This is a genomic window from Mesorhizobium zhangyense, from assembly GCF_011045115.1.
Classification (GTDB): domain Bacteria; phylum Pseudomonadota; class Alphaproteobacteria; order Rhizobiales; family Rhizobiaceae; genus Mesorhizobium_M; species Mesorhizobium_M zhangyense.
Map to the genome: position 1 here is coordinate 509862 of NZ_JAAKZG010000005.1, position 15505 is coordinate 525366.

Consider the following 15505-nt stretch of genomic DNA (forward strand, 5'->3'; position numbering starts at 1 on the left):
CTAGCCCGGCTTGACGGCGAGCCAGATGACATGGCGTGCGCCGCGCTTGCCAGTGGCGCGTACATTCACTTCCTCGGACAAGAAGCCGGCCTGCTTGAGCCGTTTCGTGAACGCCCTGTCTGGTCCCGACGACCACACTGCCAGCACACCGCCTGGCCGCAGCGCCGCGCGCGCCTTGTGCAGGCCGGAGAGGTCGTAGAGAGCATCGTTGGCCTGACGCGTCAGGCCTTCAGGGCCATTGTCCACGTCGAGCAGGATGGCGTCGTAGGTGGCCTTGGCGCCTTCTATCAGCAGGCCGACATCGGTTTCCCGGATGGTTACGCGCGGGTCGTCAAGGCAATCGCCGAACACTTCCGCCATCGGACCGCGTGCCCATGCCACGACGGACGGAACAAGCTCTGCGACGGTTACCTGCGCGGCGCTGCCGAGCTCAGTGAGTGCTGCGCGCAGCGTAAAGCCCATGCCCAGGCCACCGATCAGGATATGCGGGGATTTGCGGGTGCCGAGCTTCTGGCATGACAGCTTTGCCAGTGCTTCCTCGGAACCGCTGAGGCGGCTGTTCATCAATTCGTTGGTGCCGAGCATGATCGAGAATTCGGCGCCGCGCCTTTTAAGGCGAAGCTCGCCGCCGCCCGGGGTTGCTGCCGAATCGAGATGGACCCAGGGAATCAACTACGCCGCCACGGCCTGCTGGCTCCAGCGCATGGCGATCAACCGGTAGGGGATCAGCGCGAAGACGGCGATGAGGAGCTTGACGGTCAGGTCGCCCAGCGCCCAGGAAATCCAGCGCGCGGTCTCGATGGGCAGCACGCCGAGCAGCGGGGCAGGCTCAAGCGCAAACGCGTCGCTCGGGCCGGCAAATACGAAGGCAGCCGAGAAGGCGACGGAGAAGAAGATCAGCGTATCCACTACAGAGCCGACCAGTGTGCCGAGGATCGGCGCGCGCCACCAGCTCTGGCGGCGCAGCCAGTTGAACACGGTCACGTCGAGCAGCTGCGCGCAGAGGAAAGCGGCACCGGAGGCCATGGCGATCCGCACCAGCCGGTCGGCGGCGGTCTCGAACTCGATCAGGCCGTACTGGAACAGCAGCGGCGGCACGACGATCGAGCAGGCGACAGCAACCATGAAGCCGACAAACACCACGCGCCGCGCCATTTTCGGGCCGTAGCGGCGGTTTGCCAAATCGGTGACGAGGAAAGCAAAGGGATAGGTGAACGCACCCCATGTCAGGATGTCAGCGAGCGCCAACGATCCGAGCTGTCCCTGCATGGGGAACTGCACGAGGATGTTCGATGCCACGACGACAAGCGCCATGGCGGCCACGAAGGGCAAATAGCGGTATGAAAAATTCATTTTTTTAGCCTGGGTGATGGAACCAGTAGAGCATGGCGAACCATGCTCTCGGGAAGGCGGTTGTCCCCCGCCTTAATTATGGATTCAGGCGGCTACTTCAGCCGTCTTCTTGGCGATCTGCTTCTTCAGCAGGCGCGCGCGCTGCGACAGCTCGGCAACGTCAGCCTTGGCGAGGAAAGCGTCGAGGCCGCCGCGATGTTCGACCGAACGAAGCGCGTTGGCCGAAATGCGCAGGCGCACGTTCTGGCTCAGGGCTTCCGAGATCAGCGTCACCTTGACGAGATTCGGCAGGAACTTGCGCCGGGTCTTGTTGTTGGCGTGGCTCACATTGTTGCCGGACATAACGGCCTTGCCGGTCAGTTCACATGCGCGGGACATTTTACTTACCTTCGATTCTAGAACGGGCCATATGATCGCGACGCACCAAAAAGCGGATGGGCGCAGTCTTATCAAGCGGCCGCATGGAAAAGTTGGCGTTCCATAGTGGCATTTGGCGGAGGCGTCAAGAGTGGTGCGCCCGTGGATCGAGCGCAAGCCGCGTGTTCGCGTAGCCCTTGCCGGCAATTCCTGTGCATAGGTCGAACCATTCGCAGCCGCCGCAGGCCTGCCGCACCGTTCCGGCCCGAAAGGCGCTGCGCATCTGCGACAGCCTGCCGGCGTCGAGGGCAAAGACCTCTCCGGGGTGAACGGCATTGCCGGTAAGCGCTTCGACCGCTGTTGCTGCGCGTCCGTCGCGTTCGATCACGCTGTGGCGCCGGCAATGGGCGTCATCATCGCCCAGCAGCGGCTGGCAGATGTCGTCAGGCCCGGCGACGAGGAGCAAGTCCTCGCCCTTGCCGAGCCTTTCGACGATTCGGTTGTAATTGGCCGTAAACGCCGCGCTATAGCCCTTGCCGGCATAGGTAAGCATGCAAAGGAGATGGTGCGCGCGGATACGGACAGTCATGGCCGTGGATCAGGCTTTCTGCTTGGCGCGGCGCGTTGCCTCGACGCTTGCGGTGGCGAGCGCCGACTTGACGATTGCGCCGATGATAAAGGGCGTCACGCCATAGGTGATGGCATCGCTGACGCCGATCATCGCTGCGAGAACTGCTCCGCCGATGGTGAGGATCAGCGCATTGCCGATGAGCATGGCGATCACGCTGGTAACGAGATTGCCGTTGGTCCAGCCGCGTTCGGCCAGGTAGCCGACAAGGGCTGCGGCGATCGGGAAGGCAAAGAGATAGCCCACTGTCGGGCCGGCGAAGTGAACGAGGCCGCCGCCACCACCGGCCAGCACGGGCAGGCCGAGCATGCCCTCGCCAAGCCATGCAACCACGGTGATTGCACCGAGACGCCAGCCATAGAGCGCGCCGATGAGCGTCACTGCAAAGGTCTGCATGGTCATCGGCACCGGCAACATCGGCACTTCGATCCACGACGATGCGGCCAGGAACAGCGTACCCAGAAACACGGCGGCCGCCTGCAAGGCGAGCGGGCGATCGGTCAGCCGCAGCGGCACAAAAGCGCCGTGGATGGTCGCGGCGGAAGAGGGATTGGTCATGAATGTTTCTCCGGTTCTGGCGACCTTGTGGCGCCGGCGGCTTCATTTGGCGCGGCAGGTATTCCACAAGCCCATGCTGCTGTGCAACATGGAGCCGTACCAAATCTGGTACTCCGCCAAGCATGTTCAGCTATGCGATTCACACAATCGCCGGATTTTCCGGCTTGAAGTCCTTTCGGGGACGTCGCATCGAATCCGATCCGAAAGGGCAAAGGGCCACTGATGGCAGGCATTTTTTACGCAATTCCGATCGTTCTCGCGCTTGCTGGCCTGTCGATCGGTGATGCCGCTGCGCAAGCCTTCCGCAGCGAATACACGGTTTCCCTGCTCGGCTTCACCATTGCGCGCTCCAGCTTCGACAGCAGTTTTCAGGGCGACAAGTTTTCCGTGCGCGGTTCCGTTGCGAGTGCCGGCCTTGCCCAGATATTCGACAGCACCAAGGGCACGATATCGTCCTCGGGCCGGTTCGCCGGCAACGACCCCCGGCCTGCGGCGTATGTCACGAACTACACGTCCGGCCGCAAGAAACAGAAGACCCAGATCAGCTTTGCCGGCGGCGATGTCGCCAAGACGGTCAACGTCCCGCCGCTCAAGAAGCGCGGCAAGGAATGGGTTCCCGTCGGCCCTGCTGACCTTCGCGATGTCACCGACCCGATCTCGGCGACCCTGGTGCGCGCCGATCGCATCAAGGATGTGTGCCGCCGCACGGTGAAGATGTTCGACGGCGAAATGCGCGTCAATCTGGTGCTCGACTACGTGTCGACCGATCCGGTGACGCTGCCGGGTTACAGCGGCGACGCCGTGACATGCAGCGCGCGTTTCGTGCCTGTTGCCGGCTACAAGAAGGACCACAAGTCGATCGCTTATCTCAGGAACAGCAGCAAGATCGCGGTGATGTTTGCACCGGTCGGCACAACCGGGATATATGCACCCGTCTACGCCACGGTCGGCACGCAGATCGGCACGATCACCATCCGGGCGAAGAAGTTCGAGGCAGTCGATTAAGGGGTGATGGCCCCTTTCGGGGGAGAAATGGGGCGCGCAACACTCATCGGCTTTTCGGCGGTTGCCATGTGGGCGCTGCTGGCACTTCTCACCGACGCCTCGGGGCAGGTGCCACCGTTCCTGCTATCGACGCTCACCTTCTCCATCGGCACGGCTGTCGGCCTTGTGGCGCGCCTGTTCATGACAGCGCCCGCCCAGCCGGTCAGAATCCCGCCGCAGGTCTGGGTCATCGGCATTGCCGGCCTGTTCGGCTACCACTTCTTCTATTTCACCGCCCTGCGCAATGCGCCGGCGGTCGAAGCAAGCCTGATCGCCTATCTCTGGCCGCTGCTGATCGTACTCGGCTCGGCGCTGATGCCGGGCGAGAAGCTGCGCTGGAACCATATTGCCGGCGCGCTGCTCGGCCTTGCCGGGACGGTACTGATCGTCACCAAGGGCGGGGCGCTGGATTTCGACAGCCGCTATGCCTTCGGCTATGCCATGGCCGCCGTCTGCGCCTTCCTGTGGTCGGGTTATTCGCTGCTGTCGCGACGCTTTCCGGCGGTGCCGACCAGCATCGTGACATGGTTCTGCGCCGCCACCGCTATCCTTTCCTTCGCCTGCCATCTGGCGCTTGAGCAAACCGTGTTGCCTGCCACCACGGGTCAGTGGCTGGCGGTCGTCGGTCTCGGCCTGATGCCGGTGGGTGCTGCTTTCTATGCCTGGGATCATGGGGTGAAGCGCGGCAACATCCAGGTTCTGGGCGCGGCAAGCTATGCAGCCCCGCTGCTTTCGACGCTGGTGCTGATCGTTGCCGGTTTCGCGCAGCCGTCGCTCAACATCATCGCAGCCTGCGCGCTGATCACCGGCGGCGCGGTGCTGGCGGCCAAGTCGCTGCTGTTCGGCAAGTCTCAAGCGGCGAGGGCGCAGGCATGATGCCCTTTCCCGGCGGTATCGAAGCGACGGCCAACGGCACGCTGTTCTTCTCGGCAATGTCGGCGCTCGTCTATTGCATGATGCTCGACGCCCTGCCGGCGATCCGGCGCACGGGCGTCAAGACGGCAGCGGTCGCGCTTCTGGCGCTGCTCGCTTTCCAGCAAGGTGGGCCGTTCCTGCTCGTCGGCGCCCTGGCGCTGAGTGCTGTCGGCGACGCCTTTCTGTCGCGCGATGGCGACAAGGCATTTCTCGGCGGGCTCTGCGCCTTTCTTGCCGGGCATCTGCTTTACATCGTCCTGTTCGTCGTTTCCGGCAGTACGATCGCAGCGTTTCTGTCGTCGCCGTTGCGCATCGCAGGCGCTCTGGCAATGGCCGTCTTCGCCTTCGGCATGCTCAAGACGCTATGGCCACGCGTCGATGCGGGCCTGCGGCTGCCGATCGCGGTCTATGTCCTGGCGATCCTCGCAATGGGCGTCACGTCGCTGACGCTGGACTATTCCTGGGCGATTGCGGGTGCCGTGCTGTTCATGGCCTCCGATGCGCTGCTGGCCACGGAAAAATTCCTGCTGCCCGCAGGCTCGCCGCGCGGCGTCTGGATGCGCTATGCCGTCTGGGTGCTTTACTATGCAGGGCAGGCGCTGATTACGCTCGGGTTTCTGCTAGGGCGGTAGGCGCTTTATCCTTTTTTGGTTGGCGCTGCCCCTCACCCTTACAGGGACGGGGAGAGGGGGGCGTCAGCGTTGGAGCTTCCTCCTTCTCCCCGTCACTATACGGGGAGAAGATCCCGGCAGGGGGATGAGGGGCAGCGTCAGTGATAGTTAACTATCTGAAACGCTTATATTTCCGCAGCGCTAGGCTCCCAGCCCTTATCCGCCAGCTCGAACTGTGCGAATTCGAACCCCGGCGCCACGGTGCAGCTGACAAGCGTCCAGTCGCCGAGGCTTTGCGCCGTCTGCCACCAGCCAGCGGGCACGACATGCTGCGGACGTTCGCCGACAAGCAGATCCGGCCCGAGTCGATGCTCGCTCACGCCGGCGCCTTCCTGATGCATGCGCAGCGTCAACGGTGCCCCGGCATGATAGTGCCAGACCTCGACCGCATCCCGGACCCGGTGCCAGGCCGAAACGTCGCCCTTTTCGAGCAGGAAATAGATCGCGGTCGAATGGCCGCGCGGATTGTGCGCTGTCGCGTCGCGAAAGGTCTCGGCATACCAGCCGCCTTCCGGGTGACGCTTCATGCCGAGCGTCGCGATGATCGACGCAGCATCCATCGTCAGAACACGTCCTTGCGCTTGCGGATCTCGGCGAAGACTTCGACGTCGGAAGCCTTTTCCATGCCGAGGTTCTTGCGGATCGCCGGGTCGTGCCAGCGCAGGAAGGGATTGGTCGCCAGTTCCTCGCCGATCGTCGTCGGCAGCGTGGGCTTGTCGGCGGCGCGCAGTTTTTCGATCTTGGCCGCGCGCTCTTTCAGGGCCGAATTGGTCGGATCGACCGACAGCGCGAAGCGGGCATTGGCCAGCGTGTATTCGTGGCCGCAATAGACCGTGGTTTCCGGCGGCAGGGCGGCGAGCTTCTTCAGCGATTCGAACATCGCCGCCGCCGGCTTCTCGAACAGCCGCCCGCAGCCCAGCGCAAACAGCGTATCGGCGGTGAACACCACCTTGGCGTCCGGAAAATAATAGCAGACATGTCCCGCCGTATGCCCCGGCGTCTCGATGACATGGACCTGCTGGCTGCCGAAGGTGAAGACCGAACCGTCCTCGACCGTCTCGTCAATACCGGGGATCTTTGCAGCTTCCGCCTCCGGCCCGATGATGCGCAGGCCGAATCGCTCCTTCAGCGCCAGATTGGCCTCGACATGGTCGGCATGGTGATGCGTGGTCAGGATCACGTTCGGCGTCCAGCCGGTGCGGCGCACCGCCGCCAGGATAGGCGCCTGTTCCGGCGCGTCGATGAGGGCCGTCTGCCCGGTTTCGCCGTCATGCACCAGAACGCCGAAATTATCGCTCCGGCACATGAATTGTTCGATCCTCAGCGTCATCGGCAGTCTCCTTGTTTTCGCGGCGACGATAGGGCGCGGCTTTGCCGCTGTCACCCGGCAAATGCCTTTGTTGTGCTTGCGCGGCAAGGCCGCTACCGTCGCGCCATGAATTCGGACATTGTCGATCTTCGTTCCTTCTACAGCACCACGCTCGGGCGCGTCGCCGAGCAGTCAATCGGCATGGCGCTGGCCTCGGTCTGGGCCGGCATTCCCAATGAGCGGCTGGTCGGGCTCGGCTATGCGCTGCCCTGGCTCGACCGCTTCGGCAGCGATGCCGAGCGGGTCTTTGCCTTCATGCCGGCAACGCAGGGGGCGGTGAACTGGCCGCCGTCGCGGCCGTCTTCCACGGCGCTGGTGTTCGATGAAGAACTGCCACTGGTCGATTCGTCGATCGACCGCATGCTCTTGGTGCATTCGCTGGAGCATGCGGAAAATCCGCGCGAAACGCTGAAGGAGGTTTGGCGCGTTCTGTCGCCGGCGGGCCGCGTCGTCATCGTCGTGCCCAACCGGCGCGGCGTGTGGGCGCGCTTCGAGCACACGCCCTTCGGCACCGGCCGGCCGTTCTCGCGTGGCCAGCTCAACGAGCTGCTGCGCGACGCCAATTTCACGCCGTCGGCCTGGTCGGAGGCGCTGATGTTTCCGCCGTCGCGCCGCCGTTTCATGCTGCGCTTCCACAACATACTTGAGCGCACGGGCCGGCGCTTCTGGCCGATCTTTTCCGGCGTCATCGTGGTGGAGGCGCAAAAGCGCCTCTATCAAGGCGTGCCGGTGGCGCAGCGCGCCTCGCGCCGCGTTTTCATGCCGGTGCTGACGCCGCAGGGCGCCGGGCGCCATGCGCGGGAGCGCGGCGAGTAAAGGATCAGGGCGTCTTGAGCACTTGGACTAACGAAGCGAAGTAGCCGTCTCTTCTCCACCTTGCCATATCGGTCTGCGTAATTCGCCCCGCTGCAAGGCCACTGATGAGCCGTTTGCAGAACGTAGCCGGGGCCTCCGACACCGGAACTTTCATCAGCACGGCGAACTCTATCTTTTGACTGCTGCTCAGGGCTTTGGTTTTGCCATTGCAGTCATCGAGGACTTCCTTGCGAAAGGCTGCATCCTTCCTCAGCAATGCTTGACCTGCCTCAAAATCCTTCTCAGTGGTGGCATTGCAACCGCTCAACACGACGCACAGCGCAGCCATCGCGCCGCCTAGTTTCAGCACATTCATTGAAGTCCCCCGGGTATGCCTTAGCGACCTTGAATTACCTTGATGACCTTCGAGGCGTTTCCTTTGTTTTTGGATGCGACGTAGTCCGCGTAATTGAGCCGGCCGTTCGCCATCGCATTTACAACTCTGCTACAGAACACCGAAGGCATTTGCCGCAGCGAGACGCCCATGACTGAGGCAAGGCCTTCCCGGTGGGTCTTGCCTTTGGCGCTCATTTCGGAAGTGCATTGTTTCGTTACTTGCTGGCGGAACGAAGCGCCTTTCAAGGCTTCCTGCATGTTCTCATAGGATGTCTGCGACATGGTATTGCAACCGCTCAGCACTACGCACAGTGCTGCCATCGCGCCGGTCAGTTTCAGCGAATTCATGAAGTCCCCCAATATGTTGCCGTCTTCTGGGTAGCGCGGACTTTGGGGTGAGGCAAGCCTTTAATAGACCTATGGTTGTATTTTGTGTCGCGCAAAGCGAGCGGGTCGCCTGCCCCGCCCGTCCCGCCTCTCACGCCGGCTGTGCGACTTCACGGCCCCGCGTTTCTGCCGGGTCGATGAGCAGCGAGAGCGCGGCGGCTCCGATTGCCGTCATGCCGGCGATCTGGAAGGCGAGCACGTAGTCGCCCTGCATCTCGCGCAGCGCGCCGCCGAAGAAGGCAGCCGTTGCCGCGCCGACCTGATGGCCGGCGACGATCCAGCCGAACACCAGCGGGCCGGAACGGTCGCCGAAGGATTCATTGGCGAGGCGCAGCGTCGGCGGCACGGTGGCGATCCAGTCGAGGCCGTAGAGGATGGCGAAGATCGTTAGGCTGAGGCCCGAGAAGCCGGAGTAGGGCAGGTAGATCAGCGATAGTCCGCGAATACCGTAATAGACGCCGAGCAGTTTGCGCGGGTCGAACCGATCGGTGAGCCAGCCCGACAGCGTCGTGCCGATCAGGTCGAACACGCCCATCAGCGCCAGCAGGCCGGCGGCGCGCACCTCGGGAATGCCCATGTCGCCGCAAAATGCGATGAGATGCGTGCCGACGAGGCCGTTGGTGGTGAAGCCGCAGATGAAGAAGGTGGCGAAGAGATACCAGAACACGCGGGTGCGGGCCGCGCGCCGCAACGTATCCAGCGTTGAAAGCAGGAAGTTGCCTTGGGCGGCCGGTGCATCCTGCTCATTGTCGCCTTCGGCGCCGTAGCGCGTCAGGCCGATCGAGGAGGGCCGCTCCGGCACCAGAAAATACACCAGCGGCAACAGGGCCGCTGTTGCGATCGAGACCGTGATAACCACAGGCCGCCAGCCGCCATACTGGGCAAGTGCTGCCAATGCCGGCAGGAATACCAGCATGCCGGTGGCGCTCGATGCCGACATCAGGCCCATCATCAGGCCGCGATTGGTCTTGAACCAGCGGTTGACGATGGTGGCGCCCAGAACCGAGGCGACCGCGCCGGAGCCGATGCCGGAAAAGATGCCCCAGGTGGCGATCAGGTGCCAGGGCTCGGTCATGAACAGGCTGAGCGCGGTGGAGGCCGACATCAACGCGATGGAGGCCATCACGGTGCGGCGCAGGCCGACACGGTCCATCAGGGCGGCGGCGAAGGGACCGGCGAGACCGTAGAGGAAGATGCCGATGGCCGCGGCCAGCGAGATCGCGTCGCGCCGCCAGCCGAAGGCATTCTCCAGCGGCAGCATCAGCACGCTGGGTGCCGAGCGCATGCCGGCTGCGATCAGCAGGGAAAGGAAGATGACCGCGACGACGACGAAGGCGTAGCGCTGGCCAAACGGACGGTTCTGTATTATGTTCATGTTACTGACCGGTACGTGTTATGGAGTGCATAAGTACGTACCGGTCAGTAACAAAGTCAAGAGAGTTCTTTTATGCCCACCAAAAAAGCCGCCACGCAACTGCCAGAAGCTGCCAAATCAGATGAGGCGACGCCACCGTTGCGCGCTGCCGATCGCATATTGGGTGTGGCCCGAAACCTGTTCTATCGCGAGGGCATCCGCGCCATCGGCGTAGACGAGATCGTGCGCCGCGCAGGCGTCACCAAGCCCAGCCTCTATCGCAGCTTCCCGTCGAAGGACGAGCTCGCCGCTTCCTATCTGCGGGCTTACGAGGTCGAGTTCTGGGAGCATTTCGACGAGGCGGTGGCGGCACATCCGGGCGATCCGCGCGCGCAGATCAGGGCTTTTCTTACCCGCGTCGGCAAGCGGGCGGTCACTCAGGACTATCGCGGCTGCGGCATGACCAATGCGGCGGTCGAATATCCCGAGCATGACAATCCGGCCCGCCAGGTGGGCGAAAACAACAAGCGCGAACTGCGCCGCCGCCTGCGCGCCATGGCAGCCGAAATGGGCGCGGACGACGCCGACACGCTGGGCGACGGCCTACTGCTTCTGCTTGAAGGTGCCTATGTTTCCGGCCAGCTTTTCGGCCCCGGAGGCCCTGCGGCATCCGTTGCCGTCAATGCCGACCGGCTGATTTCGGCAAGTTTGAAGGGATAGGCTAGAGCAATTCCAGGAAAAGTGTGAAACGGTTTTCCGTCCGGAATTGCGTAAAACATATACTTAGAGCGGTTCAACGATTCCGTCAGAAACTGAACCGCTCTAAGGCTCTATTCCGAGCCTACCAGCCGTCGCGGTTCGCGTTCGGGCAGGAGGTCGTCGGATATCTGCGCTATATTTTCTACGGGGCGGGTATCCGCCTGCTCGACCTCGCGCAGCCATTCGCGCCAGATCGCAACCAGCAGCGCCATCAGCACCGGGCCGATGAACAGGCCGAGGAAGCCCATGGTCTTCACGCCGCCGATCAGGCCGAAGAAGGTCGGCAGGAAGGGCAGCTTGATCGGACCGCCGACGAGTTTCGGCCGCAGCGTCTTGTCGACGATGAAAAGCTCGATGGAGCCCCAGGCAAACAGGCTGACGCCGGCAATGGGCGAACCGCTTGCCACCAAATAGGCAGAAACCAGCGTGAAGGACAGCGGCGCACCGCCCGGTATCAGCGCCATCACGCCGGTCAGCACGCCGAGCGTCACCGGAGACGGTACGCCGGCGATCCAGTAGGCGACGCCCAATACGATGCCTTCGCCGATGGCGATCAGGGTCATGCCGGTCACGGTCGAGCTGATGGTTGCCGGCACCACGCCGGAAATCCGCTCCCAGCGTGTCGGCAATATGCGCTCGCCGAGCCGGCCGATCTGGGCGGCGAAACTCTCACCGTCGCGATAGACGAAGAACAGGGCGATCAGCATGAAAAGCAGCGTCAAAAGCAGGTTGAACGCGCCGCCGCCGGCAGCCAGAACGCCACGATAGATGCTGCCGATATTGGCGCCGCTGATGATCTGGATGAGTTCGCCGATGGCGCCGGGATGGCCGATGTAGCGGGTCCATTGCTGGTCGAACCATTCGCCGGCGATGGGCAGGGCGACTATCCAGGCCGGTGTCGGGGCGCCGTGCTTGTTGGTCTCGACGGCCCAGCCGAACCATTCCCGCACCTCGTTGACGGTGTAGGTTCCGGCCAGCACGATCGGCACGACAAGGAAGGTGATGATGAACAGGATCGCCAACGTGGCGGCGACCGTCCTGTTGCCGGAAACGGCGTCAAGAAGCCTGCGGTAGAGCGGCCAGCTCGCAAAGGCGATCACCAGTGCCGCCAGAACCGGCACCAGGAAACCGTTGAAGAAATAGATGCCGGCGGCGACGATGAGCACCAGCAGCCAGCGCGCCGCCGTCAGCGGCGGGATCAACGGAATGCGCGAGGGCGTGGAAAGGCCAAGCAGGCGTGGTTCCCGTCTGGACGTTCCGTATTCCGGGTCGCTCAAAAGCTTTTTCTCCTGCGGCAATGGCGCATCTTCATCTTCGTAACCCTTTTGGGTGGAGAGCACCAAGCGTTTTCGCGCGGGCGCCGGCATTTGCCAATTGCACCTTCGCGATTCGCTGATGTCAGTGTGAGCCTAGCCGGAGAATCGTACGGGGTTGTGACAGGGGCGCGCTTTTGGGGAATAGAGCGTCCTTCGAGGCTCGCTACGCTCGCACCTCAGGATGAGGGAGGGCGGCAATGAAGTGCGCAGGCGATTCTCCCCCCTTGAGGGGGAGATGGCGCGAAGCGCCAGAGGGGGTTGGTTAAGGCAGCGCGCGACACAAAAAAAGAACGTCGAGCACTGCCGCAGCGACCCCACCCGGCGGCTTTGCCGCCACCCTCCCCTCAAGGGGGAGGGTGAAACCTGCTAAGCCCCTCCGACATCTTCCAGATTGTAAGACGTCGTCTGATAGACCTGGTTGATCCAGTTGCCGAAGAGTAGGTGGGCGTGCGAGCGCCAGCGGTTGAGCGGCGGGCGGGCGGGGTCGTTGTCGGGGTAATAGCCGTGCGGGACTTCGATCGGCGTGCCGGCGGCGACGTCGCGGTCGTACTCATCCTTGAGCGAGGTGGAATCGTATTCGATGTGGTTGAACATATAGAGCCGGTTGCCGGCCGTTTCAGCCAGCAGGCATGCGCCGGTGACGTCCGATTCCATCAGCAGGTCCAGGCCCGAAGCCGGCAAAATGTCGGCGCTGCGCACCTCCGTCCAGCGGGAAACGGGGATGGCGAAATCGTCCGAGAAACCTGCAAGATAGGGCGAGGCGGGCGCATGGTTGCGATGGCGGAAGACGCCGAAGGCCTTCTTGTCGAGCGTATACTTTGGAACCTTATGGAAATGCCAGGCGGCAGCCATCGCTCCCCAGCAGATGAAGAAGGAGGAATGGACGTTGGTCGCCGTCCAGTCGAGGATGCGCTCCAGTTCGTTCCAGTAGGTGACATCCTCGAAGTCCAGCAGCTCTATCGGGGCGCCGGTGATGATGAAACCGTCGAACTTGCGGTGCCTGACTTCCTCCCAGGTCTGGTAGAAGGAAATCAGATGGTCCTCCGGCGTGTTCTTCGCCACGTGATTGCCGATGCGCACCAGCGTCAGCTCCACCTGAAGCGGCGATGCGCCGATCAGCCGCGCGAACTGCGTCTCCGTGCGGATCTTGTTCGGCATGAGGTTCAGCAGCGCGATCTGCAGCGGGCGGATGTCCTGGCGCAGCGCCGTGCGCTCGTCCATCACGGACACGCCTTCGCGTACAAGCACCTCACGGGCGGGGAGCTGATCGGGAATCTTGATCGGCATCGCACTAACTCCAAAAACAAAAAAACCGGCGGCGAAATCGCTACCGGTCCGAACGAATTTGTCGTTATCGGTCCCTTTAGCGACTTATTTAACGTGGCTGCAAGCCGACCGGCCAAATCACCACGGAACGTGGCAGTCTTTTACGACTGCGCTAGGGCCGCGTCAACGGGCAAGCTTTTTCTCGACAAGCGCGCGGGCGGCTTGTATTTCGCTTGCGTCTTGAAATTCCCCGAAAAACCGGACACTTCCCGCCATGACGCAAGCCGACGATACCAGCCGCCCCCAGCCGAAGCCCGGCGTCATGGACATTGCGGCCTATGTGCCCGGCAAGAGCGCTGCTCCGGCGGGCGTCGCCCAGGTCTACAAGCTGTCGTCCAACGAGAACCCGCTCGGCGCCTCGCCGGCAGCGATCGAGGCGGTACGCGAGGTTGCCGGCAAGCTCGAATTCTACCCTGATGGCTCGTCGACGAAGCTGCGCCAGGCGATTGCCGAGGCGCACGGCCTGAACCCGGCCAACATCGTCTGCTCCAACGGTTCCGACGAGATCATCGGCCTGCTGGCCCAGACCTATCTCCAGCCAGGCGACGAGGGCGTCTACACCGAGCACGGTTTTCTCGTCTACCAGAACTACATCAAGGCCGCCGGTGGCGTGCCGGTGATCGCGAAGGAGACGGATGAGCGCGCCGACGTCGACGCGATCCTCGCCGTCGTGACACCGAAGACGAAGGTCGTGTTCCTGGCCAACCCGAACAACCCGACCGGCACTTACATCCCGTTCGATGAGGTGCGCCGCCTGCACGCAGCCTTACCCAAGAACGTGCTTCTGGTGCTCGATGCGGCGTATGCCGAATATGTCCGCCGCAACGACTACGAGGCCGGTGTCGAACTGGTGGCCGGCGCGCAGAACGTCGTCATGACGCGCACCTTCTCCAAAATCCACGGCCTCGGCGGCGCGCGTATCGGTTGGGTCTATGCGCCGACGCATGTCATCGAAGCCATGGAACGCATGCGCGGACCTTTCAACGTCAACGCCGTCGCCATCGCCGCCGGCGTGGCGGCGATGGGCGACCGCGCCCATGTCGAGCGCACGGTGGCGCATAACGAAAAGTGGCTCGGGTGGCTGAGCGAGGAGCTCTCCGGGCTCGGCCTGCGTGTCACGCCCAGCGTCGGCAATTTCATCCTGATCCACTTCCCGGACGACGCCAAGCATTCGGCAGCGGCGGCGGACGATTATCTGAGTGCGCGGGGCTATATCCTGCGGCGCGTTGCCGGCTACGGTTTTCCCAACGCGCTGCGGATGACAGTCGGAACCGAAGACGCCAATCGCGGCGTAGTCGCCGCACTCACCGAGTTCCTGAAAAGTTGAAGAAATGTCCGAACCCCTGTTTGAAAAGATAGCCCTTGTCGGCATCGGCCTCATCGGCTCGTCGCTGGCGCGCGTCATCGGCCGCGAGGGCCTTGCCCGCCATGTTTCCATTGCCACCCGCAGCCCTGAAACACTCGCCCGCGCCGAGGAGCTGAAGCTCGGCGACAGCTACACTGCCAGCGCAGCCGAGGCCGTCAGGGATGCCGATCTTGTCATCGTCTCGGTGCCGGTCGGCTCCTCCGGCGCGGTCGCTGCCGAGATCGCGCCGGCACTCAAAGCCGGTGCAATCGTCACCGATGTCGGCTCGACCAAGGGCTCGGTGATAGCGCAGATGGCGCCGCATATGCCGGCCAATGTGCATTTCATTCCCGGCCACCCGCTGGCGGGTACGGAAAAATCCGGGCCCGATGCCGGCTTTGCCGACCTGTTCGAAAACCGCTGGTGCATCTTCACGCCGCTGCCGGGCACCGACCCGCAAGCGCTCGAAAAGCTGTCGGAGTTCTGGCGTCGCTGCGGCTCCAACATCGACACGATGGACCCCGAGCATCACGACATGGTGCTGGCCATCGTCTCGCACCTGCCGCACATAATCGCCTACAACATCGTCGGCACGGCGGATGATCTTGAGGCGGTCACCAAGTCTGAAGTCATCAAATATTCGGCGTCCGGTTTCCGCGATTTCACCCGTCTCGCGGCGTCGGACCCGACGATGTGGCGCGACGTGTGCCTGCACAACAAGGACGCGATCCTCGAAATGCTGGCGCGGTTCTCGGAAGACCTGGCGTCGCTGCAGCGGGCGATCCGCTGGGGCGACGGCGACAAGCTGTTCGACATGTTCACGCGCACGCGTGCCGTGCGCCGTTCGATCATAGATGCCGGCCAGGAAATCGACGCGCCCGACTTCGGCCGCCAGGCGATCGAGCACCCGGCCAAAACGTGAAGTCGCGCAG

At 63.2% G+C, this 15505-nt stretch carries 19 protein-coding genes and 1 riboswitch; of the genes, 7 read left to right on the forward strand and 12 right to left on the reverse strand.

The window, feature by feature from the left end:
* From G6N74_RS15370 to G6N74_RS15390, 5 genes are all read right to left on the reverse strand, one after another.
* Nucleotides 1-672, reverse strand: coding sequence for a spermidine synthase (locus tag G6N74_RS15370; RefSeq protein WP_165118770.1), 672 nt, complete (start codon nucleotides 670-672; stop codon nucleotides 1-3).
* The gene (locus tag G6N74_RS15375; RefSeq protein WP_165118772.1) at nucleotides 673-1353 is read right to left on the reverse strand and encodes a queuosine precursor transporter; all 681 of its coding nucleotides are present in this window, start codon (nucleotides 1351-1353) and stop codon (nucleotides 673-675) included.
* 84 nt (nucleotides 1354-1437) lie between these two features.
* Nucleotides 1438-1731, reverse strand: a complete 294-nt coding sequence (gene rpmB / locus G6N74_RS15380; protein WP_091909895.1) for a 50S ribosomal protein L28 — start codon at nucleotides 1729-1731, stop codon at nucleotides 1438-1440.
* A 124-nt stretch (nucleotides 1732-1855) separates the two neighbouring features.
* Nucleotides 1856-2299 (reverse strand): DUF1284 domain-containing protein, encoded by a 444-nt coding sequence (locus G6N74_RS15385; RefSeq protein ID WP_165118774.1) that lies wholly within the window; start codon nucleotides 2297-2299, stop codon nucleotides 1856-1858.
* A gap of 9 nt (nucleotides 2300-2308) precedes the next feature.
* Complete coding sequence (locus tag G6N74_RS15390) at nucleotides 2309-2896, reverse strand: biotin transporter BioY (RefSeq protein ID WP_165118776.1); 588 nt, start codon at nucleotides 2894-2896, stop codon at nucleotides 2309-2311.
* Nucleotides 2897-3118: 222 nt separating this feature from the next.
* Here G6N74_RS15390 and G6N74_RS15395 point away from each other — a divergent pair, with 222 nt between their 5' ends.
* The 3 genes from G6N74_RS15395 to G6N74_RS15405 are packed head-to-tail and all read left to right on the forward strand — an operon-like array spanning nucleotide 3119 to nucleotide 5487.
* Nucleotides 3119-3901: a DUF3108 domain-containing protein gene (locus G6N74_RS15395; RefSeq protein ID WP_165118778.1), complete on the forward strand. Its 783-nt coding sequence runs from the start codon at nucleotides 3119-3121 to the stop codon at nucleotides 3899-3901.
* Nucleotides 3902-3928: 27 nt separating this feature from the next.
* A complete protein-coding gene (gene yddG, locus G6N74_RS15400) occupies nucleotides 3929-4816 on the forward strand; it encodes an aromatic amino acid exporter YddG (RefSeq protein WP_165118780.1) in 888 nt (295 codons plus the stop codon).
* Complete coding sequence (locus G6N74_RS15405; RefSeq protein WP_165118782.1) at nucleotides 4813-5487, forward strand: lysoplasmalogenase; 675 nt, start codon at nucleotides 4813-4815, stop codon at nucleotides 5485-5487. The genes yddG and G6N74_RS15405 overlap by 4 nt, the downstream gene beginning before the upstream one ends.
* A 164-nt stretch (nucleotides 5488-5651) precedes the next feature.
* On the opposite strand, the gene G6N74_RS15410 is transcribed toward G6N74_RS15405, so the two are convergent.
* Both G6N74_RS15410 and gloB read right to left on the reverse strand, forming a co-directional pair.
* Nucleotides 5652-6086 carry a cupin domain-containing protein gene (locus G6N74_RS15410; protein ID WP_165118784.1) on the reverse strand — a complete coding sequence of 145 codons (435 nt, stop codon included), beginning with the start codon at nucleotides 6084-6086 and terminating at the stop codon, nucleotides 5652-5654.
* 2 nt (nucleotides 6087-6088) lie between these two features.
* Nucleotides 6089-6856, reverse strand: coding sequence for a hydroxyacylglutathione hydrolase (gloB, locus tag G6N74_RS15415; protein WP_165118786.1), 768 nt, complete (start codon nucleotides 6854-6856; stop codon nucleotides 6089-6091).
* 105 nt (nucleotides 6857-6961) lie between these two features.
* Between gloB and G6N74_RS15420 the strand changes: the two genes are divergently transcribed.
* Nucleotides 6962-7711: a class I SAM-dependent methyltransferase gene (locus G6N74_RS15420; protein WP_165118788.1), complete on the forward strand. Its 750-nt coding sequence runs from the start codon at nucleotides 6962-6964 to the stop codon at nucleotides 7709-7711.
* Nucleotides 7712-7715: 4 nt separating this feature from the next.
* Here the strand turns inward: G6N74_RS15420 and G6N74_RS15425 are convergent, their stop codons facing one another.
* The 3 genes from G6N74_RS15425 to G6N74_RS15435 form a co-directional block, all read right to left on the reverse strand.
* Nucleotides 7716-8066: a hypothetical protein gene (locus tag G6N74_RS15425; RefSeq protein WP_165118790.1), complete on the reverse strand. Its 351-nt coding sequence runs from the start codon at nucleotides 8064-8066 to the stop codon at nucleotides 7716-7718.
* Between the two features lie 20 nt (nucleotides 8067-8086).
* The gene (locus G6N74_RS15430) at nucleotides 8087-8434 is read right to left on the reverse strand and encodes a hypothetical protein (protein WP_165118792.1); all 348 of its coding nucleotides are present in this window, start codon (nucleotides 8432-8434) and stop codon (nucleotides 8087-8089) included.
* A gap of 130 nt (nucleotides 8435-8564) precedes the next feature.
* Nucleotides 8565-9848 carry an MFS transporter gene (locus tag G6N74_RS15435; protein ID WP_165118794.1) on the reverse strand — a complete coding sequence of 428 codons (1284 nt, stop codon included), beginning with the start codon at nucleotides 9846-9848 and terminating at the stop codon, nucleotides 8565-8567.
* A 72-nt stretch (nucleotides 9849-9920) separates the two neighbouring features.
* Between G6N74_RS15435 and G6N74_RS15440 the strand changes: the two genes are divergently transcribed.
* A complete protein-coding gene (locus G6N74_RS15440) occupies nucleotides 9921-10547 on the forward strand; it encodes a TetR/AcrR family transcriptional regulator (protein ID WP_165118796.1) in 627 nt (208 codons plus the stop codon).
* A 110-nt stretch (nucleotides 10548-10657) separates the two neighbouring features.
* Here G6N74_RS15440 and G6N74_RS15445 read toward each other — a convergent pair whose 3' ends face one another.
* Nucleotides 10658-11863: an AI-2E family transporter gene (locus G6N74_RS15445; RefSeq protein ID WP_246245773.1), complete on the reverse strand. Its 1206-nt coding sequence runs from the start codon at nucleotides 11861-11863 to the stop codon at nucleotides 10658-10660.
* Nucleotides 11864-12268: 405 nt separating this feature from the next.
* Nucleotides 12269-13189: a homoserine O-acetyltransferase MetA gene (gene metA, locus G6N74_RS15450; RefSeq protein ID WP_165118800.1), complete on the reverse strand. Its 921-nt coding sequence runs from the start codon at nucleotides 13187-13189 to the stop codon at nucleotides 12269-12271.
* 55 nt (nucleotides 13190-13244) lie between these two features.
* A riboswitch (SAM riboswitch) is annotated at nucleotides 13245-13323 on the reverse strand.
* Nucleotides 13324-13442: 119 nt separating this feature from the next.
* Between metA and hisC the strand changes: the two genes are divergently transcribed.
* Both hisC and G6N74_RS15460 read left to right on the forward strand, forming a co-directional pair.
* Nucleotides 13443-14555 carry a histidinol-phosphate transaminase gene (hisC, locus tag G6N74_RS15455; RefSeq protein ID WP_165118802.1) on the forward strand — a complete coding sequence of 371 codons (1113 nt, stop codon included), beginning with the start codon at nucleotides 13443-13445 and terminating at the stop codon, nucleotides 14553-14555.
* A gap of 4 nt (nucleotides 14556-14559) precedes the next feature.
* The gene (locus G6N74_RS15460) at nucleotides 14560-15495 is read left to right on the forward strand and encodes a prephenate/arogenate dehydrogenase family protein (protein WP_165118804.1); all 936 of its coding nucleotides are present in this window, start codon (nucleotides 14560-14562) and stop codon (nucleotides 15493-15495) included.
* The last annotated feature ends 10 nt before the right edge of the window (nucleotides 15496-15505 follow it).

Excerpts from the sequence above, each read along its gene's own strand:
- G6N74_RS15430 (WP_165118792.1), bottom strand. The coding sequence starts at position 8,434 with ATGAATTCGCTGAAACTGACCGGCGCGATGGCAGCACTGTGCGTAGTG.
- G6N74_RS15390 (WP_165118776.1), bottom strand. The coding sequence starts at position 2,896 with ATGACCAATCCCTCTTCCGCCGCGACCATCCACGGCGCTTTTGTGCCG.
- rpmB (WP_091909895.1), bottom strand. The coding sequence starts at position 1,731 with ATGTCCCGCGCATGTGAACTGACCGGCAAGGCCGTTATGTCCGGCAAC.
- G6N74_RS15420 (WP_165118788.1), top strand. The coding sequence starts at position 6,962 with ATGAATTCGGACATTGTCGATCTTCGTTCCTTCTACAGCACCACGCTC.
- G6N74_RS15425 (WP_165118790.1), bottom strand. The coding sequence starts at position 8,066 with ATGAATGTGCTGAAACTAGGCGGCGCGATGGCTGCGCTGTGCGTCGTG.
- G6N74_RS15460 (WP_165118804.1), top strand. The coding sequence starts at position 14,560 with ATGTCCGAACCCCTGTTTGAAAAGATAGCCCTTGTCGGCATCGGCCTC.
- G6N74_RS15395 (WP_165118778.1), top strand. The coding sequence starts at position 3,119 with ATGGCAGGCATTTTTTACGCAATTCCGATCGTTCTCGCGCTTGCTGGC.
- G6N74_RS15405 (WP_165118782.1), top strand. The coding sequence starts at position 4,813 with ATGATGCCCTTTCCCGGCGGTATCGAAGCGACGGCCAACGGCACGCTG.
- G6N74_RS15440 (WP_165118796.1), top strand. The coding sequence starts at position 9,921 with ATGCCCACCAAAAAAGCCGCCACGCAACTGCCAGAAGCTGCCAAATCA.
- gloB (WP_165118786.1), bottom strand. The coding sequence starts at position 6,856 with ATGACGCTGAGGATCGAACAATTCATGTGCCGGAGCGATAATTTCGGC.
- yddG (WP_165118780.1), top strand. The coding sequence starts at position 3,929 with ATGGGGCGCGCAACACTCATCGGCTTTTCGGCGGTTGCCATGTGGGCG.
- G6N74_RS15385 (WP_165118774.1), bottom strand. The coding sequence starts at position 2,299 with ATGACTGTCCGTATCCGCGCGCACCATCTCCTTTGCATGCTTACCTAT.
- metA (WP_165118800.1), bottom strand. The coding sequence starts at position 13,189 with ATGCCGATCAAGATTCCCGATCAGCTCCCCGCCCGTGAGGTGCTTGTA.
- G6N74_RS15375 (WP_165118772.1), bottom strand. The coding sequence starts at position 1,353 with ATGAATTTTTCATACCGCTATTTGCCCTTCGTGGCCGCCATGGCGCTT.
- G6N74_RS15410 (WP_165118784.1), bottom strand. The coding sequence starts at position 6,086 with ATGGATGCTGCGTCGATCATCGCGACGCTCGGCATGAAGCGTCACCCG.
- G6N74_RS15435 (WP_165118794.1), bottom strand. The coding sequence starts at position 9,848 with ATGAACATAATACAGAACCGTCCGTTTGGCCAGCGCTACGCCTTCGTC.
- hisC (WP_165118802.1), top strand. The coding sequence starts at position 13,443 with ATGACGCAAGCCGACGATACCAGCCGCCCCCAGCCGAAGCCCGGCGTC.